Source organism: Glaciecola sp. 33A (assembly GCF_002836745.1).
Lineage (GTDB): Bacteria > Pseudomonadota > Gammaproteobacteria > Enterobacterales > Alteromonadaceae > Glaciecola.
In genome coordinates, this window is the sequence record NZ_PJAR01000042.1 from 170,502 (window position 1) to 189,647 (window position 19,146).

The 19,146-nt window shown below is 41.5% G+C and carries 17 protein-coding genes; 11 read left to right on the forward strand and 6 right to left on the reverse strand.

Translation table 11 applies throughout. The annotated features are described in order from the left end of the window. Nucleotides 1–67: 67 nt before the first annotated feature. The 3 genes from dnaG to rpsU form a co-directional block, all read right to left on the reverse strand. A complete protein-coding gene (gene dnaG / locus CXF81_RS13440) occupies nucleotides 68–1,837 on the reverse strand; it encodes a DNA primase (RefSeq protein ID WP_101181858.1) in 1,770 nt (589 codons plus the stop codon). Nucleotides 1,838–1,841: 4 nt separating this feature from the next. Next, nucleotides 1,842–2,285 carry a GatB/YqeY domain-containing protein gene (locus CXF81_RS13445; RefSeq protein WP_101181859.1) on the reverse strand — a complete coding sequence of 148 codons (444 nt, stop codon included), beginning with the start codon at nucleotides 2,283–2,285 and terminating at the stop codon, nucleotides 1,842–1,844. Between the two features lie 110 nt (nucleotides 2,286–2,395). Further along, a complete protein-coding gene (gene rpsU / locus CXF81_RS13450) occupies nucleotides 2,396–2,611 on the reverse strand; it encodes a 30S ribosomal protein S21 (protein ID WP_006013751.1) in 216 nt (71 codons plus the stop codon). A 319-nt stretch (nucleotides 2,612–2,930) separates the two neighbouring features. Between rpsU and tsaD the strand changes: the two genes are divergently transcribed. Next, the gene (tsaD, locus tag CXF81_RS13455) at nucleotides 2,931–3,944 is read left to right on the forward strand and encodes a tRNA (adenosine(37)-N6)-threonylcarbamoyltransferase complex transferase subunit TsaD (RefSeq protein ID WP_101181860.1); all 1,014 of its coding nucleotides are present in this window, start codon (nucleotides 2,931–2,933) and stop codon (nucleotides 3,942–3,944) included. A gap of 128 nt (nucleotides 3,945–4,072) precedes the next feature. Here the strand turns inward: tsaD and plsY are convergent, their stop codons facing one another. Further along, complete coding sequence (plsY, locus tag CXF81_RS13460) at nucleotides 4,073–4,675, reverse strand: glycerol-3-phosphate 1-O-acyltransferase PlsY (protein WP_101181861.1); 603 nt, start codon at nucleotides 4,673–4,675, stop codon at nucleotides 4,073–4,075. 83 nt (nucleotides 4,676–4,758) lie between these two features. On the opposite strand from plsY, the gene folB reads away from it, so the two are divergent. The 5 genes from folB (at nucleotide 4,759) to CXF81_RS13485 (ending at nucleotide 7,789) form a co-directional block, all read left to right on the forward strand. After that, nucleotides 4,759–5,112: a dihydroneopterin aldolase gene (gene folB, locus CXF81_RS13465; RefSeq protein ID WP_101181862.1), complete on the forward strand. Its 354-nt coding sequence runs from the start codon at nucleotides 4,759–4,761 to the stop codon at nucleotides 5,110–5,112. Then, complete coding sequence (gene folK, locus CXF81_RS13470) at nucleotides 5,112–5,615, forward strand: 2-amino-4-hydroxy-6-hydroxymethyldihydropteridine diphosphokinase (protein ID WP_101181863.1); 504 nt, start codon at nucleotides 5,112–5,114, stop codon at nucleotides 5,613–5,615. The genes folB and folK overlap by 1 nt, the downstream gene beginning before the upstream one ends. After that, nucleotides 5,612–6,412, forward strand: a complete 801-nt coding sequence (locus CXF81_RS13475) for an undecaprenyl-diphosphate phosphatase (protein ID WP_101181864.1) — start codon at nucleotides 5,612–5,614, stop codon at nucleotides 6,410–6,412. The genes folK and CXF81_RS13475 overlap by 4 nt, the downstream gene beginning before the upstream one ends. 46 nt (nucleotides 6,413–6,458) lie before the next feature. Then, nucleotides 6,459–6,821, forward strand: coding sequence for a histidine triad nucleotide-binding protein (locus CXF81_RS13480; protein ID WP_101181865.1), 363 nt, complete (start codon nucleotides 6,459–6,461; stop codon nucleotides 6,819–6,821). Nucleotides 6,822–6,955: 134 nt separating this feature from the next. Next, on the forward strand, nucleotides 6,956–7,789 hold the full coding sequence (locus CXF81_RS13485) for an HDOD domain-containing protein (protein WP_101181866.1): 834 nt from the start codon (nucleotides 6,956–6,958) through the stop codon (nucleotides 7,787–7,789). A 202-nt stretch (nucleotides 7,790–7,991) separates the two neighbouring features. On the opposite strand, the gene CXF81_RS13490 is transcribed toward CXF81_RS13485, so the two are convergent. Continuing rightward, on the reverse strand, nucleotides 7,992–8,447 hold the full coding sequence (locus CXF81_RS13490) for an ABC transporter ATP-binding protein (RefSeq protein ID WP_101181867.1): 456 nt from the start codon (nucleotides 8,445–8,447) through the stop codon (nucleotides 7,992–7,994). A gap of 365 nt (nucleotides 8,448–8,812) precedes the next feature. After that, on the reverse strand, nucleotides 8,813–9,709 hold the full coding sequence (rdgC, locus tag CXF81_RS13495; protein ID WP_101181868.1) for a recombination-associated protein RdgC: 897 nt from the start codon (nucleotides 9,707–9,709) through the stop codon (nucleotides 8,813–8,815). A 390-nt stretch (nucleotides 9,710–10,099) separates the two neighbouring features. Between rdgC and phoB the strand changes: the two genes are divergently transcribed. The 5 genes from phoB to CXF81_RS13520 all read left to right on the forward strand — a co-directional run bounded on the left by phoB (nucleotide 10,100) and on the right by CXF81_RS13520 (nucleotide 19,083). Beyond that, complete coding sequence (phoB, locus tag CXF81_RS13500; protein WP_101181869.1) at nucleotides 10,100–10,789, forward strand: phosphate regulon transcriptional regulator PhoB; 690 nt, start codon at nucleotides 10,100–10,102, stop codon at nucleotides 10,787–10,789. Between the two features lie 5 nt (nucleotides 10,790–10,794). Next, nucleotides 10,795–12,108 (forward strand): phosphate regulon sensor histidine kinase PhoR, encoded by a 1,314-nt coding sequence (phoR, locus tag CXF81_RS13505; RefSeq protein WP_101181870.1) that lies wholly within the window; start codon nucleotides 10,795–10,797, stop codon nucleotides 12,106–12,108. Continuing rightward, the gene (locus CXF81_RS13510) at nucleotides 12,105–13,265 is read left to right on the forward strand and encodes a PstS family phosphate ABC transporter substrate-binding protein (RefSeq protein WP_101181871.1); all 1,161 of its coding nucleotides are present in this window, start codon (nucleotides 12,105–12,107) and stop codon (nucleotides 13,263–13,265) included. Before phoR ends, CXF81_RS13510 begins: the two co-directional genes overlap by 4 nt. 207 nt (nucleotides 13,266–13,472) lie before the next feature. Beyond that, nucleotides 13,473–16,262 (forward strand): hypothetical protein, encoded by a 2,790-nt coding sequence (locus tag CXF81_RS13515; RefSeq protein ID WP_101181872.1) that lies wholly within the window; start codon nucleotides 13,473–13,475, stop codon nucleotides 16,260–16,262. Between the two features lie 148 nt (nucleotides 16,263–16,410). After that, a complete protein-coding gene (locus CXF81_RS13520) occupies nucleotides 16,411–19,083 on the forward strand; it encodes a TonB-dependent receptor domain-containing protein (RefSeq protein WP_101182040.1) in 2,673 nt (890 codons plus the stop codon). Nucleotides 19,084–19,146: the final 63 nt, after the last annotated feature.

The following is a 19,146-nucleotide window of genomic DNA, read 5'->3' on the forward strand; positions in this document are numbered from 1 at the left end:
TCGGCTATTTCAAACAAAACAGGCTGACTATTTATAGTGGACTAAAAATAGCCTCACATTGGCACTATCAATGCAACTTTTTCATCAACAAATTTAACTCTTGTTGTTCTTGTTCGGTTAATTCTGAAAATTTTGTTTTTGCGTTTAATTCATCAATGCGTGCTCTAAAGTGCCATTTAATTAAATTTTTAAAGCAATCCTTATAGAGTATTTTTACGTTCGTGTCTAAAGCCACAACATCACTCTCTAATAGCTGAGCAAGGTGCCTGATATGCGGGTGCTCACGAAACGCTTCGAGCACCATACCTGTATTTGCTTTCGGGTTTTTATAACAATAAGAATGCAAATCAATTAGTAAAGGTATCCCCGAGATTGCTGTATTTTTAAGTGGCGTTAGTTTCACATTCGGGCACTCTGAGGCCAGGCTTGGTGAATCCATCAGTAATCTGAGCATCATACGAAGCGGTGATTGCTTAATTCTTTGAGGAGCTTGGTAATCAATCTTTCTTGGTGCTTTGCGACTATTGGCATACTTAATGTCTCGAGCTAATGTTTCTTTAGCTTCTTCACCAAATAATTTACTAAGATCAAACATTAATAATTCGCGCTGATTCTCACCTTGAATTTTCTCTATCAAAGGCATTGCTTCTGCTTTTAGCGCAGATTTACCCTCATTAGAACCAACAGAATGTCGTTGCAATAAATTATCAAAAAAGAATTTTGATAATGGTACAGCCTTACTTAACAAATCTTCGAACGCCTCTTTGCCTATTTTTCTAACCATTGTATCGGGGTCTTCACCATCGGGCAGAAATAAGAACTTCATACCCACGCCGTCTTTTAAAAATGGCAGGGCGTTTTCAAGTGCGCGCCATGCTGCCTCGCGACCTGCTCTGTCACCGTCATAACAACAAACAATTTCAGCCGTCGATTTGAACATGGCTTGAATGTGTTCAGGCGTAGTTGCGGTGCCCAATGCGGCAACAGCATAATGGATGTCAAATTGACTCAATGCCACCACATCCATGTATCCTTCAACCACTAATAAGCGGTCAAGTTTTCGATTATTCTGACGCGCTTGATACAAACCGAAAAGCTCAAAGCCTTTGTGAAAAATAGGTGTTTCAGGGCTATTTAGGTATTTAGGGCCATCGGCTTGCATTACGCGCCCGCCAAATCCAACAACACGGCCTCGCTTATCTCTAATTGGAAACATAACGCGGTTGCGGAAAAAATCAAAGCGACGTTTATTGTCATTTTCTGAAATCAGCTTTAGCTCAAGTAGACGCGATTTCTTATGCTCATCAGTACCAAATGTTTTTAATACCGAATCCCACTCTGGTGGCGCAAAGCCTATGTCCCATGCTTTGACAATATCGCCACTCAGTCCTCGACCTTTCAAATATTGGATGACTTCAGGCGCCTGAGAATGGTGTTTTAACTGGTGCTGAAAATATCGAGTAACCGACTCCATTAATTGATAGTCATTTTCACGTTGACTTTTTTGCTGGGCAGTTGGCGCTGGTGCTCCCCCCTTTTCTCGCGGAACATCGACACCATAGGTTTTTGCAAGTTCTTCTATTGCTTCTGGAAACTCTAAGCGGTCGAACTCCATTAAGAAGCTAACGACATTGCCTTTTGCGCCACAACCGAAACAGTAATAGAACTGCTTTTCCTGGCTCACAGAAAACGAAGGGCTCTTTTCATTATGAAAAGGGCAACAGGCTTGATGATTTTTACCTGCTTTCTTGAGTTTTACCCGCGCATCAATAATGTCGACAATGTCACTTCGAGCAATAAGATCATCAATGAAGTCGCGGGGAATACGGCCAGCCATATATCTAAGCTAATTTAGCTTTAATACTACCGCTCAATGCACCCATATCAGCGCGACCAGTTACTTTCGGTTTTAACCAGCCCATTACTTTACCCATATCCTGCATTGACGCAGCACCAGTGGCGGCCATTGCATCATCAATTAATGCATTGATTTCGTCGGCAGTTAGCGGCTGTGGCAGGTATTTTGTTATAACGACGATCTCTGCTTCTTCAATGTCTACGAGGTCTAGTCGGCCCGCAGCCCTGAATGGCGTAATAGATTCATTTCGCTGCTTAACCATTTTGGTCAATATAGCCAGAACATCGGTATCATTTAACTCGATACGCTCATCCACTTCGCGTTGTTTTACTGCAGCAAGAGCCATTCTCAATGTTTTTAGCGTCAATTTGTCTTTAGCGCGCATTGCATCTTTTTGAGCTTCTTTTAATGTTTCTAATAAAGTCATCGTTATATTCCCCTGATATATTTCCGGTTGGCAGAAACAAAAACGGACGTCATAAAGACGCCCGTTTTGAATTTAAATGGTTCGAGACCAGTTAAGTTCTGCTCTACAAGTTAGTACAATCTGACTCGACGTGCGTTCTCGCGAGCTAACTTCTTCATGTGACGCTTTTTAGCAGCAGCTTTTTTGCGCTTGCGTTCCCAAGTTGGCTTTTCAAAAAATTCGCGACGGCGAACTTCAGATAGTACACCCGCTTTCTCACATGAACGTTTGAAGCGTCTTAGCGCGATATCAAACGGTTCGTTATCTCTTACTTTCACGATTGGCATTAATTCATCACCTTAAGATGTTTTATCTACCAGGTATGTTTTATTACCCGGGCTTAAAAATGGTGCGGAATACTAAAACTTTTACAATTGCTTGTAAAGAGATTTAGCAGAAAAATATTTGCGTTACTTGGTTTTCCGACGGCGATGCGCAGTATATACTAGCAAATCACCGATTGCACTGTGATCATCGGCTATTTTAGCGCTTTTTTGATTGTTACTTCGTAAGTAACTGAAACCATTACAAAGCTATTTCAAACATGTATTTTAAAAGCGTTTTTCAAAACGTCTTTTAAAGGATTATTTTTTACTGAGTATTTACATGAAAATTCTAGGCATCGAAACATCCTGTGACGAAACGGGAGTGGCTATTTATGACACTGATAATGGCTTGTTATCTCACGAACTCTACAGCCAAGTTAAATTGCACGCGGATTACGGGGGTGTTGTGCCCGAACTAGCGTCGCGTGATCATGTTCGAAAAATTGTGCCTCTAATTAAGCGCACGATTGCCAACGCTGGACTCAGTTCGGAAGACCTCGACGGCGTTGCCTTCACGCGTGGGCCGGGCTTAGTAGGGGCATTGCTTGTAGGGTCTTCAGTGGGTCGTAGTCTAGCCTATGCTTGGGGCGTGCCAGCGATTGGTGTTCATCATATGGAAGGGCACTTACTGGCCCCAATGTTGGATGATAATCCGCCACCATTTCCCTTTATTGCCTTATTGGTATCTGGCGGCCACAGCATGATTGTCGATGTTCAAGGGATTGGTCGATACACTGTTCTAGGTGAATCATTAGATGACGCTGCGGGAGAAGCATTCGATAAAACAGCAAAGCTCCTTGGCCTCGATTATCCTGGTGGTCCTTTACTGGCAAAATTAGCGGAAAAAGGCCAAGCCGGTCACTACAAATTCCCTAGACCCATGACTGACCGTCCTGGTTTAGACATGAGCTTTAGTGGATTAAAAACATTCGCAGCAAATACAATTCGGGCTTGTGATGGCGCCGACCAAACAAAAGCCAACATTGCTTATGCATTCCAAGACGCGGTGGTGGATACGTTATTGATCAAATGTCAGCGCGCATTAAAACAAACCAATCAAAAACGTTTAGTGATTGCTGGCGGTGTTAGCGCGAACAAACAGCTTAGAGCCACTTTACAAGACCTGAACCGCCGTAAAGGGATTGAAGTGTATTATCCAGCTTTTGAATATTGCACAGATAATGGCGCCATGATCGCGTATGCAGGAGCGCAACGTTTATTAGCAGGTGAGTCTGAAGGCTTGGATACGAAAGCGATGCCAAGATGGCCTTTGGATTCTCTGCAAGCTATATAGTAGCCTTGAGGCGGAGCACAAGACGCTTTCGCTTAAATTACTGAGCTAAAATAACTAATGAAATAAGAGTGCTATCTTAAGTGAATTAATGACTTGCTTTTCGTGTGTATACAATGTCACCGCATACATTATTCATTAACGTTGCCTTTTTTCCATATTTTACTCTCTTTACCACCCAGTAGGCGTCTAATATTATCTCTATGCTGCCAAATTATAAGGGCCGACAGCATGATAACTGGATATATATAGTCAGGCTTGAAAAGTAGCGTGTAAATAGGAGCAAGCGTCACGGTAACGATAGCAGCAAGTGATGAATAGCCGGTAAGTACCGCGACTAATAGCCATGTTCCCAGCAATAGACCAGCTAAATTAAAGCCCAATGAAATTAAACATCCTAAGGCAGTTGCTACGCCTTTACCGCCTTTGAATTTAAAAAATATAGGGTACATGTGGCCTAGACAAGCGGCGATAGCAATAACACCAATCGATATGGCATCAACACCTAACAGAAACGCCGCATAAACACTCACGGTGCCTTTTAATATGTCAAAGACTAGAACCATAACGGCAGCGAAAGGCCCTGCAATCCGCAAAACATTGGTTGCTCCTGGATTTCCTGAGCCCTGTGTTCGTGGGTCGCCTTTACCGAACAAATAGCAAACCAAGATCGCACTGGACACAGAACCTAACATATATGCGGCAAAAATCATCATCAGTGTGAATGAAATCATATACTTGGTCCCTGTATTGCGGTTACACTAAATTATAGATTACTAGAAGGTGAAAAAAATCGCTAGCCGATTAAGTTATTGTCATGGATTTAGTTAAAATACAGGGCTTAACCGTCCACGCACTTATTGGTGTTTTTGAGTTCGAAAGGCACGCAAAACAAAGGTTAATACTGGATGTTGATATGGTCACTGACCTAGAGTTGGCCGCCAGCACTGATGATGTCAAAAATACGATCGACTATGGCAAGGTTGCTCAGCGCTTAGCTGAACTCGCTGATGAGTCGTCGTACTTTTTACTCGAAGCATTGGCAAAAGAAATGCTAGATACGATATTTGTCGAATTTAACCCGCAAAAAGTCACGCTCACTGTTAACAAGCCTGATATTCTAAAAGAAGCGGTAAATGTCGCTATTAGTATGACCCGAGAGCGCCCTTAGTGTCCCACTTTATACTTATCAGTGTCGGTTCCAATATCGATAAAACGGCGAATACCAATGCGGGACTTAATGGCATTGCTGAGGCTTTTGACAATGTGCAACTGTCGCCAGTTTATGAAAGTGAATCTGTTGGTTTTAAAGGTGATACGTTTTTTAATTTAGTTGTATCGGCTCAAACTGATGCCAGCGTCAAACGAGTGTGTGAAACACTAAAAAAAATTGAAGATGAAAATGGTCGAATTCGAGGCACGCAAAAATTTGCACTGCGAACCCTCGATCTTGATCTATTGATCTTTGATGAGCGCGTCATCCATAAGCCGATTGTTTTGCCTCGTGATGAAATTCTCTACAATGCTTTTGTATTGAGGCCGTTAGCTGACTTAGTACCATCGCACGTTCACCCTGTAGTGAAAAAAACTTATCAAACCTTATGGCAACAGTACGACAAGCAAAAACAAAACTTGTGGGTCGCTGACTACGAGTGGAGTAATACCCGAAAATGACCTTCTTTGAAATAATTATTCTTGCAATCATTCAGGGTTTAACTGAATTTTTACCAATTTCTAGTTCCGCTCATCTTATTTTACCCGCCGAAATCCTCGGTTGGCGCCAGCAAGGGTTGGCGTTTGACGTTGCTGTGCATGTGGGTAGCTTACTTGCAGTTATGATTTATTTAAGAAGTGATATAGCAAGGTTAACCGTTGCGTGGTTTTCGACTGGTTTTAGTCGCCAGCAAACAACAGAAAGTAAGTTAGCTTGGTGGATAATTGTTTCTACCATCCCAGGGGTTATCTTTGGTTACCTAATGAAAGACTTTATTGCCGAAAATCTACGCGTTGCTATCGTCATCGCAATCACGACTATCGTATTTGGTTTGTTACTTTGGTACGCAGATGCGACCGCAAAACAAACAAAAAAAATTGAAAATATTGGTTTGAAAGAAGCGGTTATTATTGGCTTGGCTCAAGCGGTTGCAATTATTCCAGGCACGTCTCGTTCAGGTATCACGATGACTGCTGGACTCATGCTTGGACTGGACCGAGAAAGTACGGCAAAATTTTCTTTTTTACTTTCCATACCGATCATTTTAGGTGCCGGTTTGTTTTCGGTATTGGGCTTGTTAGAGAGTGCCTCTAAAGTCAACTGGAATGAGTTGTTGTATGGTGTCGCTTTCTCTTTTGTTGCTGCTTATTTATGTATATTCTTGTTTTTAAATTGGATTTCTAGAATCGGAATGTTGCCATTCGTTATTTATAGATTGGTATTAGGTTTCGTATTGTTATACATAGTTTTGGGTTAATTTATATACGCAAATTAGTCAATCGTTTACCAAAAGGGCTGTTAGTATGAATGATACGATATTTACAAAAATTATTAATAAAGAGATCCCGGCCGATATATTGTTTGAAGATGACAGGGTCATCGCTTTTAAGGACATTAGTCCGCAAGCGCCAGTGCACTTCTTAGTCATCCCGAAAAAAGCGATAGCCACTACCAATGATATTGTTGCTGAAGATGAAGCACTCATAGGCTACATGCATCGCGTTGCGGCAAATGTCGCAAAAGACTTAGGTGTCGCAGAGCAGGGATTTAGAACAGTAATGAATTGTAATCAAGATGGCGGACAAACGGTTTATCATATCCATTTGCACGTTTTAGCAGGGAAAGCATTGGGATGGCCACCTTATCAAGAACGATTAAAAGGGTAAACTAATCCATCAGTTTGAAGCGACAAGTCACAATGTCCAGTTGCATAGTGATACAGTCAAATCAACGGTAAAATGTCATTAAAGTTTTGCTAACGTTAGTTAAGCAAGCTATCAAAATATAAGGTTTTATTTACATGTCAACTCAAAATGCACTGTTAACTATTTTAGTCGAAAAAATTAACAACGATACTTTGGTGTTACCAACCCTTCCTGCAATCGCATTGAAAGTAAGAAGATCGGCTGATGATCCCAATATCAATTTGAATGGCATGGCTGACGTAGTGGGTCTTGACCCGTCGTTGAGCGCTCGGATGATTAAAATTTCCAATAGCGCGTATTTGGGTCGTGCCGTTAAAGTAACGTCTACCACACAAGCGGTAACGCGGATTGGTCTAAATCAAGTAAAGAACATTGCTACCGCTTTAGCTATGGAACAACTGTTTGTTTCGAAAAATGAAACTGTTAAAAAATACATGACAAAAATGTGGAATGACACTGTTGATATTGTAGCAAACGCGATGGCTGCTATGTTGACTTATCAAGCTGCGACAGGTAAAAAAAACCTGAGTTTAGATACGATGACACTTTCTGCACTGGTAGCTAATATCGGTGCATTGCCGGTATTGACTGAAGCCGAACGTCATGACAGTGTTTTTGCCAATCCAACTTTCCTGGATGTAGCGATCCAGAAACTGTCCGGTCGCATTGGTGGTAGTATTATGCGTGAGTGGCAATTCAATGAGGTTTTTATTCAGTGCGCAGAGCATTGGAGAAACTTAGAGTTCACTGAATCAAGCATAGACTATATTGATTTTGTTCGTATAGGCGCGGCATTATCAAATCAAGCAGACAACGGTGATGAAATCCTGACGTTAGCACAAGAGAAAGGTATTTTTACTGATGTTGAGATTTATCAGTCTCCTGAGTTTACTGAAATCAGAGATAATGCAAAAGCTATCTTTGCGTAAACGCTTTTACTGGGTCGAGTCTTGCATAAACATGCAGAATTGTTGGTCAGTTTGAGGGGGGGGATGAATATGGAGTTTTCTTGTTTGTATTGAGCTTAATTACTCGAGTGTCACTGGATGGCGAGAGATAGAAAAAGCTGCCTTTCTCAAGCTCTCACCATGTCAGGATTTGCTGGGAACTATCCTGTTCCGAATTTCTGCTCTACAGAGAGACTGTTTTCCCTTCAAATTTCTTAGCAAACGTTTTGATATCTTGATTGTTGCAAATGATATTGAATCTTTGCATGTCATGCTTCTCTAAAGCAACGTCAACGCCGATAAGCACTGCATCTAAACAAATTTGTGATTCAAGCGATTCATCAGTAATAAATCTAATTTTTCTTGCTGTTTGTGCTTGTTCTTGGTCTGTTTGTTTAAATGTTCTTGCTGTGCGAACTAGTGACTTGCCGTTGCAACTTAAAATAGCAGTGAAACGGTCAAAGTTTTCAGTGCTCTTGCGCACTAGTTCGTAAGCCGCTTTTAAGCCTTCAGTTGCTGCGGAATAGCACACTTTAGTTTCAAATGTATTGTCTGCTGGACGGAGTTGAACATTCGTTGCTAAAACAGAAGCACTAAATGTAATTGTCGCAATAGCGATTAAGGTGAATGAAGTTTTCATATGAGTATCCCAGTAATAATATTGTGCAACAACATTGTTGCCAGATAAATAATACTGAATTACATACAGAGATCTAGTTATTTTGTAATAAAATTACAAAATAATTGAAATTTATACATTATTTAACGTTATTATGTAATTAAATTACTAATTTTTAACAGATGATGCTTATTAATTACCCAATTTTAACACTATAAACAAAAGATTCGAATGCTTCTGCCTGCACGTATTTAGTGCTATTGCGCTATTTTGGTGAGGTCTGATACTCTCTTTGTGCACTCATTGGTGCAGTTGTAGTGAACTGAAATAAAAGTGTAATAAAATTACATTATAAGGCTGACTTAACGATCAGCCTTATACCCTTATTATTCCGAATCGACTTCAAATATTTTGCGAAGAGCTCCAGCAAATTCGATCACTTCAGAGGACATTAGTGTAAAGTCAGCATCCAACTTCACATTGAGTTCATCTTTAGGAATATCTTCGTTTTGTTCTTTTACGACATCAGTAAACTTCAAGCGCTTTATAGATAGATCTTCGCCGATGATGCAGGTGAGTCGGTCTTGCCAAGCAACGCTCAATTTTTGAACCAACATACCGGACTGTAAATGCGCTAGTATTTCAGCCGCATCTAGGTTTTGTGATTTACACCTAATTACGGCGCCATCTTCTGACGGTGACTTAAACTCAGCTTCATCAAGTATTTCGATTTGATCAGGGGCGTCTTGAAGAACCCAGGAGCTTAGGATTTCTTGTTTGCTGCTTTTTGCAAAAGGCACAACGGGAAGAGAGCCGATACACTTTCTAACGCAAGAGAGAAAAGCTTCAGCTGCGCCATCAGAGCTGGCATCGACGACAACAAGGTTATTCTCTGGTGAAATAAACCCGTGGGTCACACTGTTTTTAGTGAATGCTTGAGGAAGTAAACGGTGAACAATTTCTTGTTTTAAATCTTGTTGAGATTTTTTCGGAACTGGTGAACCTGTTTCGGCCTCAATTTGTGCCACTTTTTCAGCTAATTCATTGTTAATAACTGACGCCGGTAGTATGCGTTCTTGTTTTTTGAGTACTAACCAATAACGATTAGCGGTTTTTTGAAACAACATGTCGCTATTTCTAAACGGTGATGTCCACCCCATAGTAGCAATATCTTGAGAACCGCAAGGACGAAAAGACATGCTTTCTAACTGAGTTTGAAGTTGCTCTTCGTTGAGTTCTAAGGAGTTTGTTAGTTGATATAATTTAAGATTTTTGAACCACATAGTTATTCTAATAATTACCGATTAAAAAAGTGGTCGCACTCTACCAATCTGGACGCCGATGGTCAAAAGCAATTTCCGCAAGACTCTGAAAAAGGACTCTGAAAAAGGACCCTGAAAAAGGACACACCTATATGAGTTCAAACAGGTGTGTCCTTTTTCTTGCAAACAGGTGTGTCCTTTTTCTTGCTTTTTCTTGTGGTGGGGTAATATCAGATGTCATAAATTTTGGTGTTGGCGCAACTAAACGCTAAAATATGGTGTCTATTAGACCTTTTTTTAATTATTATTAGAATAATTTGGTTATTTTGTTAATTCTTTTAGTTATTTAATAAAACTGTCACAGAATACTTTAATAATGGCTGTCAATTAATTATGTCACGAGTTAAATCCATGTCTCGCACAATTTTGTTAGTTGAAGATGAAGCGCCCATCAGGGAAATGCTTACTTTCGTTTTAGAACAAGCTGGTTTTAATGTTGTTGAAGCCGAAGACTTCGATATTGCATTAGAAAAAGTAAAAGAACCGTATCCTGATCTGATACTCCTTGACTGGATGTTGCCGGGTGGCAGTGGTGTTCAATTGGCAAAAAAGCTAAAACAGCACGAATTTACGCGTGAAATTCCTGTGATTATGTTGACTGCTCGAGGCGAAGAGGACGATAAAATCAGAGGTTTAGAAGCGGGTGCTGATGATTATGTCACCAAGCCTTTTTCGCCAAAAGAGCTAGTCGCTCGTATCAAGGCTGTTATGCGTCGAGTGACACCCACTTCAAAAGAAGAGCCAATCCAGTTTAATGGTTTGATATTGGAACCTATTTCGCATCGAGTTACGGCCAATGATGATCCTTTGGATATGGGGCCAACCGAATTTAAGTTATTGCATTTCTTCATGAGCCATCCGGAACGCGTTTACAGTCGCGAGTTGTTACTAGATAATGTATGGGGTACTAACGTTTACGTAGAAGATCGCACGGTTGATGTGCATATTCGCCGTCTTCGTAAGGCCTTATCACAACATGGTCACGATGCCATGATCCAAACTGTCCGTGGCGCAGGATATCGCTTCTCAAATAAGATTTAAATGTAATGTATTACCCGCGCTCATGGACCAAAAGCATATTAAGGCTATTTATTTATATAGCCTTAATTGTCTTACTTGGCATTTACTTAGAAAATGTCACTTTAGTGCTCTTGATCGCAACCGTGTCTCTCATTATTTTCAACTACCTGCACTTATACCAGTTAACTAAGTGGTTGTGGGAAAGTCGTAAAATGTCGCCACCATCAGCCCCCGGTGTTTGGGAACATGTGTATGAAGGCATTTATTATTTGCAACGCCGTAATAGGAATAAACGCCGTAACCTAGGTCAATTGGTCAAGCGCTTTCGCGAGGGATCTGAAGCACTTCCAGATGCTGTCGTTGTAGTAGATAAAGAAGCCAAAATTGTGTGGTGTAATCGTCATGCAAGGATTGAAATGGGATTAAAATGGCCTGACGATTCTGGACGCAGAATTGACAACCTTATCCGCCACCCTAAATTTATCGACTATTTTCATTCCGGTGAATATCAATATCCAATTGAAATTCCGGCTCCGACCAATCCCAATAAAACCTTTGAGTATCGGATAATGGCGTATGGTGAAGACCAACTCTTACTGATAGTTCGAGACGTTTCTCGTGTGTCTCAATTAGAAGAAATGCGCAAAGACTTTGTGGCCAATGTATCGCATGAACTGCGCACCCCACTGACGGTTATCAACGGCTATCTTGAAGTACTTACTGGCGACGGTGACGAACAAAATCCTTTCGTGAATAAAGCAATGACGGAAATGGGAACGCAAACTAAGCGCATGCAGGCTCTTATTGAAGACTTGCTTATTTTGTCGCGAATTGAAGCATCGGCAGAGCGTATATATGAAAACACTATCGACATGACAGCAATGTTGAGGCAAGTTGAAACAGAAGCTAAAACCTTGAACAACGAAAAGCAACATAATATTTCGTTTAAGGTGGATAACGAGTTGCGCATATTTGGTGTTGAAACTGAAATGCGCAGCGCTTGTTCAAACCTCATCTTTAACGCCATTTATTACACGCCACCGGGTGGCAATATAAAAGTCATATGGAAAAAACGGGGTAACGCGGCCTGCTTTGCTGTGGTCGACAATGGCGATGGTATTGAAGACAAACATTTACGTCGGCTAACAGAGCGCTTTTATCGAGTGGACAAAGCGCGTTCGCGAAAAACCGGCGGTTCAGGTTTGGGGTTATCCATTGTTAAGCACGTACTGAATCATCACAATTCTTTTTTAAATATTGAGAGTAAAGTTGGTAAGGGCAGTGAATTTTCATTTATACTGCCTCCAGAACTTATTTATGAAAATAGTTTGGATTCGTGAGCAGCGTACTATTTAAACAAGCCATTTCTGAAAAAATTAATTTCAGCTTAAATGACGGGAAGCGTTTTTTGTGCTCTTTTGTCTATTGGATGATGTGTCTGTTTATCGGACTATTAGTATTTTTCCCGTTACACCTAAATGCGCAGGAGCAAGAACAGAGATCACCAGTTCAACCTGCAGTAACAAACTCATCTCAAATAGACACATTAACCAACAAAGAACACAGTATAGAATTGCCAGATACCACTCCCGTAGACTTGGCCTCCTTGACCAAAAAAGAGAGTTTAGCCGGCGTTTATGGCAGCATATCTTCGGTAGGTTCGGATACTTTAGCCACCTTAATTTCACTATGGTCTGAGCAATTTAAAACCGTTTACCCGCATGTTAAATTTCAAATTCAAGCATCCGGCTCAGCAACAGCGCCGCAAGCGTTAACGCAAGGTACTGCGACAATAGGCCCAATGTCGCGGGCGCTGACAGCAACCGAAATCAGTCGCTTTACGCAAAAATATGGCTACCCACCAACAACGCTTATTGTTGCCGTGGATGCGATTGCTATTTATGTTGAAAAAAATAATCCGTTGCAATCGCTCACGCTACAGGAAGTGGATGCGCTTTTTTCGGTAACTAGATTCTGCGGTTCATCTAAGAAGATAGACACTTGGACTGATATTGGTGTGAATAAGTTCGGTGAAAATCGAGAAGTACTATTATATGGCCGTAATTCTGCGTCAGGAACCTATGACCTATTTAAGAAACAAGCCTTGTGCGAAGGTGATTTTAAGGCCACAGTTAATGAATTACCGGGGTCATCATCAGTCGTCTTATCGATTGCATCTTCTGTTGGCGGTCTTGGCTATGCAGCGCTTGGGCAGTTTGACGAAAATGTTAAAGCACTTTCTATTAGCACCGAAATCGATGGTGAAAATGATTATATAGAACCTAATACTGACAATATAACCTCGGGTAAATATCCATTCTCTCGCTACTTATATATTGTGGTTAATAAGCCACCTGATCAGCAATTGCCGGTTTTGGAACGTGCATTTTTGACTTTTATTTTGTCTGATGAAGGACAGGATATGGTGGATAAAAATGGCTACTATTCAATTAGTAATGAACTCAGGGACAAGCAATTAGTCTCTATTTTACGATAATTAGGGTAATACGAGTCAAACAATTCCATAACGCCTGCCAGAAAAACATCGAACACAATCTCAAACACAATCTCAAACTCAAACACACCCTCTTGTATTAAACTTTTGTGACAATACCGCTGTGTAACATAACTGTCATTTACATCAAGTAATCTCCCTTAAAAATTTTAGTAGTAATTTCTTATTTTTGAATCTTTGGAGAGCAAAATGAACTTGAACGGACTATTTAGGGTTTCTGCAATTGCAGCTACTTTGGCACTTGGCGCATGTGGCGGAGATATTAATATTTCTGAAGGCGATATAGTTGATAATAGTGTTGTAAACAATGACAACAGCAACAGCGGTACTCCGGTTACTCCTACTCCTACTCCTGATGATACAAAACCAGGTTCAGTAGATACAGCATTAAGTGCTCAAGTATCGACCGCGTTAGGTCAATCCATTGAAGTTAGAGAACTTGTTGGTCGCCTTACTGATGCAGATGCTGTTAACGGTGTTATTAGACTCACTAACGACACTGTCTGGGCATTAACTGGAGCGGTCTTCGTTGGTAATGATAAAGCAAACAGCGTCACCCTTGAAATCGAACCAGGCACTATCATTTTTGGTAGCGCTGGCGCCGATTATTTGGTTATCAGTCGAGATTCAAAAGTTGAAGCGCTAGGTACCGCGGCTTCTCCAATTATTTTCACTTCATACAATGACGTTATCGGTAACGAAGTTCAAGCTGGCCAATGGGGCGGTATGATCATCCTTGGTAATGCACCAACAACCAAATGTCCAATTGACGGAACTGATTGTTCACTGCAAGTAGAAGGCGCTGAAACAGGCGCAGTATTTGGTGGTGTAAACGATGCTGACAATTCGGGTATACTCAACTATGTTGTCGTTAAATACGCAGGTTTCGAAATTGCACCTGATAATGAATTAAACGGTATTACTTTTGGTGGTGTTGGTTCGGGTACAGAAATTGATTATTTACAAGTTCATGCAAACGCGGATGACGGTGTCGAATTCTTCGGCGGTTCGGTGAACGCTAAGCATCTTGTATTAACTTCAATTCAAGACGACTCAGTTGACTGGGACAATGGCTACAACGGCAAACTACAGTATGTCTATATTGAACATGCAAGTGACGGCTCTGATGCTAACCGTGGTATTGAAGGTGACGGCGATGGCGGTGACGGCACCCCGTTCTCACTCCCAAAAATTGCCAATGTTACGATTATTGGTAATGACTTTGATAATACAAATACTGCTTCCGAGGGTGTTTTACTTCGTGACCAAACCGGTGCAAATATCATTAACATGCTAATTACTGGTCCAGCGGGCATGGGTGAGTGTTTAGAAATGGATAATGACGCAACAGTTCAAGGTAACTTGGCCGACGGTGACATCACTATCACTAATTCAGTTATCGCTTGTGCGGAAGCATTTAACTTTACTGCACCCGATGTTGACTTAAATAACTGGTTCGGTACAGAGCAACAAGGAAATAGCATCATTGCTTTTGCTGACCGTGCTAACGTTGGTATTAATAGCGACGGTACCTTAACCTCGGAAAGCTCACTACGCACCTCGGGTGGCAATCCAGCAAGCTTAGACACCTATTTTGATACTAATGCATTTGTTGGCGCAATTGGCGCTAATGATTGGCGTCAAGGTTGGGCATTTGGTTTTGGTGGTGGTGAAGTCGGTGTGGTTACATCAGCGTCAGGTTGTCCAGCAGGAACAACCACTATTCCAGCAGTGGATGGCACCACCAACACATGCCAGTTGTCTGGTCGTATTACGACTAACCTGCGTTTAACGGCGGGTAATCATTATGCATTATCTGAAGCGGTGTTCATTGGTGGCGATAATACTGACAGTGCTACATTAATAGTCGACCCTGGTGTGGTTGTTTACGGAAGCTCAGGAGCGGATTATTTAGTGGTTAGCCGTGGTTCCAAAATTGAAGCGAACGGCACAGCAACGTCACCAATTACATTTACATCCAGTCAGCATGTTGCTAATGGCCTAACTGCTGGTCTAGCAAATGGTACCGCTGGTCAGTGGGGCGGTATGGTTATTTTGGGTAACGGTAATTCTACCAAATGTCCACAAGACGGCACAACTTGTTCGTTGCAAGTGGAAGGCGTGCAAGAAGGCGCCGTATTTGGAGGCGATAATGATGCTGATAATTCAGGAACCTTGCGCTACGTCCGAGTTATGCATGGTGGTTTTGAAGTTGCTCCTGATAACGAATTAAACGGTATAACTTTTGGTGCAGTCGGTTCAGGTATGGTTGTTGAGTATCTTCAAGTCCACAAAAACGCAGATGATGGTGTCGAGTTCTTTGGTGGTGCGGTTAATGCTAAGTATCTAGTTCTAACTGGTATTCAAGATGATTCAGTTGATTGGGACAACGGCTACAAAGGTAAAATGCAATTTGTACTGGTGAAACACGCAGATGACAACTCAGATGCGAACCGTGGTATTGAAGGTGACGGTGATGGTGGTGAAGGCACTGCTTTTTCTAACCCAACAGTTGCTAACATGACGATTATTGGTAATACCTTTAACACCACTAATGGTACTTCTGAAGGTGTTTTGTTGCGAGACCAAACTAACGCACAATTATATAACTTTGTGGTAACGGGTCCTGCTGGAATGGGCGAATGTTTCGAATCTGATTTATCAGATGGTGACATTACTCTAGAAGAAAACATGGACGGAACCAGTGCTACCCAGTTAGTATTTCAGTCTTCGGTACTCGCTTGTGCTGAAAATATTAATAATTCTGGTACCTTCGACCAACAAGCTTGGTTCATAGGTCAAGCTGGTAACTCAATAGCAGCGGACCAGGAAGCTGTACTAAACGGGATCTTTACAATTGATGCAACAGCTCCTACGGACGTAACAACATTAGATAGCTTCTTTGTGCCGGTCGATTTCATCGGCGCGGTTAAAGATGCAAACAATGACTGGACCGCAAACTGGACAGTAGGTTTATAACTACTCCAACAGTTTGAGAGTGTTTAGCTCGATAGTAAATTGATACGAGTGCGTTACTGAAGGGTAGCGCACTCGCGTTTCAAAGAGTCAGTTTTAGATGTTGCTTAATTTTAGGTATTGTAAAAAATTAGCAGCTAATGAGGTTAAAATGAACCAGTCTACAAGCAGGTTTTCGATCAAACAAGTGACACTTGCCGTAATGGCTTCGCTTGCGATAACTCAGCCAATTTTTGTGCAATCTGCAATGGCTCAGCAATCAGATGAAGAAGAGGCAATTGAAGAAGTTGTTGCCACCGGAACAAGATTAAAAGGAACAGCAACCGCTGTTTTGGAGGAACGTAAAAACCAAGCTTTTGTGGCAGATATCTTGGGTTCTGAACAAATTTCAAGAACAGGTGACAGTGATGCGGCATCTGCGCTTCGTCGTGTAACTGGTTTGACCTTGGTTGATGGCAAGTTCATCTATGTTCGTGGTTTAGGTGAACGATATTCAAGTACGCAATTGAACGGTGCCGCTGTACCTAGCCCGGATCCAACCAGAAACGTTATTCCGTTGGATTTATTTCCAGCTGATATCATTGAAAGCCTGTCCGTACAGAAGTCGTTTTCGCCCTCTATGCCCGCTTCGTTTGGTGGTGGTAATGTTAATATTCGTTTAAAAACGATCCCGACTCAGTTTATATTTAACGTGTCCGGTAGTCTGGGTTATAACACCGAAAACTCAGGCGACGCGCTAGCTTATCGGGGCGGAGATAAAGATTGGCAGGGTCGTGATGATGGCACTCGTGGCGCCCCTTCATCCATCGGCTCTCGCTGGCAAAATAAACAGTTCCTAGATTCACTAGATCAAGACGTTGCGCTCTCCTTGTTGCGCGATGTTAACCGTGACTACGACCCATTCTTAAAAAGTATTGGTCCAGATATGGGCTTCAGCTTTTCATTAGGTAACAGTTTTGATATCGATGATAAGTGGCGGTATGGTTTTTTGCTTACGAGTAGTTACGACAATAAAACAAACGTTTCACAAGAATACGAGCTACAACAAGCTGATAGAGTGCAAGATTCGATTAACCTAGTGCGTTTCTTTGACGATATTTCGGTCACGGAAACAAGTGTTAAATGGTCAAACATGCTCAACTTAGGTATAGATTACAATCGTAATCATAGAGTGGATTACAGCTTGATTTTATTGAATGATACGCGCGATGAAATCAGCGAAAAATTTGGTAATACTGAAAACTTAAGCCAAGCCGAAGGTCTGCGCATTCGTGATGTCGAAGTTGAATATGAAGAACGTAAAATGTTTACTAACCAACTTCGCGGTATGCATACTTTTCCTCAATTCAATTTTGCGGGTGTTGACTGGAAATACAGTTTAGGGCGTTCAGTGCGAAATGCGCCCGGAAACTTCGAGTCACGTTTTGTCATTAGCGACGAAAACATCGATGGTTTATTTGATGCAAGCAACGAAATTGCATTGAATAACTCAACTACCGCTGCACGATATTCATTTCAAACCTTACACGATAGATTGGAAAATGCGGGTTACAACGTCTCATTGCCTTATTCTATAGGCAACTGGGAAATGGAATTTAAATTCGGGGCTGATTTCCTAAGCAAAACACGGACAGCTGAAAATCGTCGTTTCGATATCAATACGCGTGCATTTACTGAATCAGAATTATTGGTTGGAGACTCTTTTTTTAGTATCTTCAGCGATCAAGTTCTAGCGGATGAAACTAATTTTTTCGGTGCTGGCCCTGCTATTATTCGAGACACCACAATTGCTGGAGATGACTATGCTGCGGGTCAGAAAGTTGATGCTTATTATATTGAAGGTGATTTATTCTTTAAGAATAAATGGCGTTTCAGCGGTGGCGTGCGTTTTGAAGATTTTCGTCAAGTTGTTGCTCCGTTCGATCCAAGAACCAATCAATTCGATTTACCGGATGAAGCTGACCGTTCTCAGTTAGCCTTTCAAGAGGATGACTTTTATCCTGCTTTGGCGATGACCTACATTAAAGATGAAAGCATGCAGTTTAGAGCAAGCATTGGTCAAACAGTGGTTCGTCCTGATTTACGCGAAGTGTCATCTTCGACGTTTATTGACCCGCTAACTGAATTTCCAATTGCGGGTACACCGGGTATTAACACCACGTCAATCATTAACTATGATTTGCGCTGGGAATGGTACCGCGAAGCTGGCAACAACTTGTCAGTCGGCTTGTTCTATAAAGACATGGATGCGCCGATTGAGTCGGTGCAATCGCCAGCGCAAGATGGCCCGCCTTTAATTCGTATTGCTAACGCCGAAACAGGTGAGTTGTATGGTGTCGAAGTTGAATTCTTGCAAGGCTTAGATTTCATTGGTAAAGGTGTTTGGGACAATATATTTGTGTCAGGCAATCTAACCCTGAGTGATTCGGAAATTCTACTGGATCGTCAGAGCATTGTTGAACAAACTGGCGTATCAGCTGCAGTAACTAACTTAAAACGTCGCCTAACAGGTCACTCGCAATATGTAATGAATTTACAAGGTGGCTTCGACTCTGACAATGGAGAACATTCTCTTTCTGTCGTTTACAACGTGTTTGGTGAACGTATTTTGATATCAGGTATCGACGGTTTTGATGATAGTTATGAGCAACCGTTTCATTCCTTAGATACGGTTTATAAGTTTTATCCAAACTTCAACACCACCATGACATTCAAAATTCAAAACATATTTGGCGAATCCAAGAAGCTAGAATTTGAAAACGTGTTATTGCGTTCTGAAACCAAGGGCCGCAAATTGAGTTTGTCAGTGAAGTATAATTTTTAACTGACACAAAAAGTTCATAAAACTCTGTTAATGCCTCAAAGCTGTACTATGTAGACCCTTTAC

What these genes read in the sequence shown, in the direction of transcription:
- dnaG (WP_101181858.1), bottom strand. Translation starts at nt 1,837, where the DNA reads ATGGCTGGCCGTATTCCCCGCGACTTCATTGATGATCTTATTGCTCGA.
- CXF81_RS13445 (WP_101181859.1), bottom strand. Translation starts at nt 2,285, where the DNA reads ATGACTTTATTAGAAACATTAAAAGAAGCTCAAAAAGATGCAATGCGC.
- rpsU (WP_006013751.1), bottom strand. Translation starts at nt 2,611, where the DNA reads ATGCCAATCGTGAAAGTAAGAGATAACGAACCGTTTGATATCGCGCTA.
- tsaD (WP_101181860.1), top strand. Translation starts at nt 2,931, where the DNA reads ATGAAAATTCTAGGCATCGAAACATCCTGTGACGAAACGGGAGTGGCT.
- plsY (WP_101181861.1), bottom strand. Translation starts at nt 4,675, where the DNA reads ATGATTTCATTCACACTGATGATGATTTTTGCCGCATATATGTTAGGT.
- folB (WP_101181862.1), top strand. Translation starts at nt 4,759, where the DNA reads ATGGATTTAGTTAAAATACAGGGCTTAACCGTCCACGCACTTATTGGT.
- CXF81_RS13475 (WP_101181864.1), top strand. Translation starts at nt 5,612, where the DNA reads ATGACCTTCTTTGAAATAATTATTCTTGCAATCATTCAGGGTTTAACT.
- CXF81_RS13480 (WP_101181865.1), top strand. Translation starts at nt 6,459, where the DNA reads ATGAATGATACGATATTTACAAAAATTATTAATAAAGAGATCCCGGCC.
- CXF81_RS13485 (WP_101181866.1), top strand. Translation starts at nt 6,956, where the DNA reads ATGTCAACTCAAAATGCACTGTTAACTATTTTAGTCGAAAAAATTAAC.
- CXF81_RS13490 (WP_101181867.1), bottom strand. Translation starts at nt 8,447, where the DNA reads ATGAAAACTTCATTCACCTTAATCGCTATTGCGACAATTACATTTAGT.
- rdgC (WP_101181868.1), bottom strand. Translation starts at nt 9,709, where the DNA reads ATGTGGTTCAAAAATCTTAAATTATATCAACTAACAAACTCCTTAGAA.
- phoB (WP_101181869.1), top strand. Translation starts at nt 10,100, where the DNA reads ATGTCTCGCACAATTTTGTTAGTTGAAGATGAAGCGCCCATCAGGGAA.
- phoR (WP_101181870.1), top strand. Translation starts at nt 10,795, where the DNA reads ATGTATTACCCGCGCTCATGGACCAAAAGCATATTAAGGCTATTTATT.
- CXF81_RS13515 (WP_101181872.1), top strand. Translation starts at nt 13,473, where the DNA reads ATGAACTTGAACGGACTATTTAGGGTTTCTGCAATTGCAGCTACTTTG.
- CXF81_RS13520 (WP_101182040.1), top strand. Translation starts at nt 16,411, where the DNA reads ATGAACCAGTCTACAAGCAGGTTTTCGATCAAACAAGTGACACTTGCC.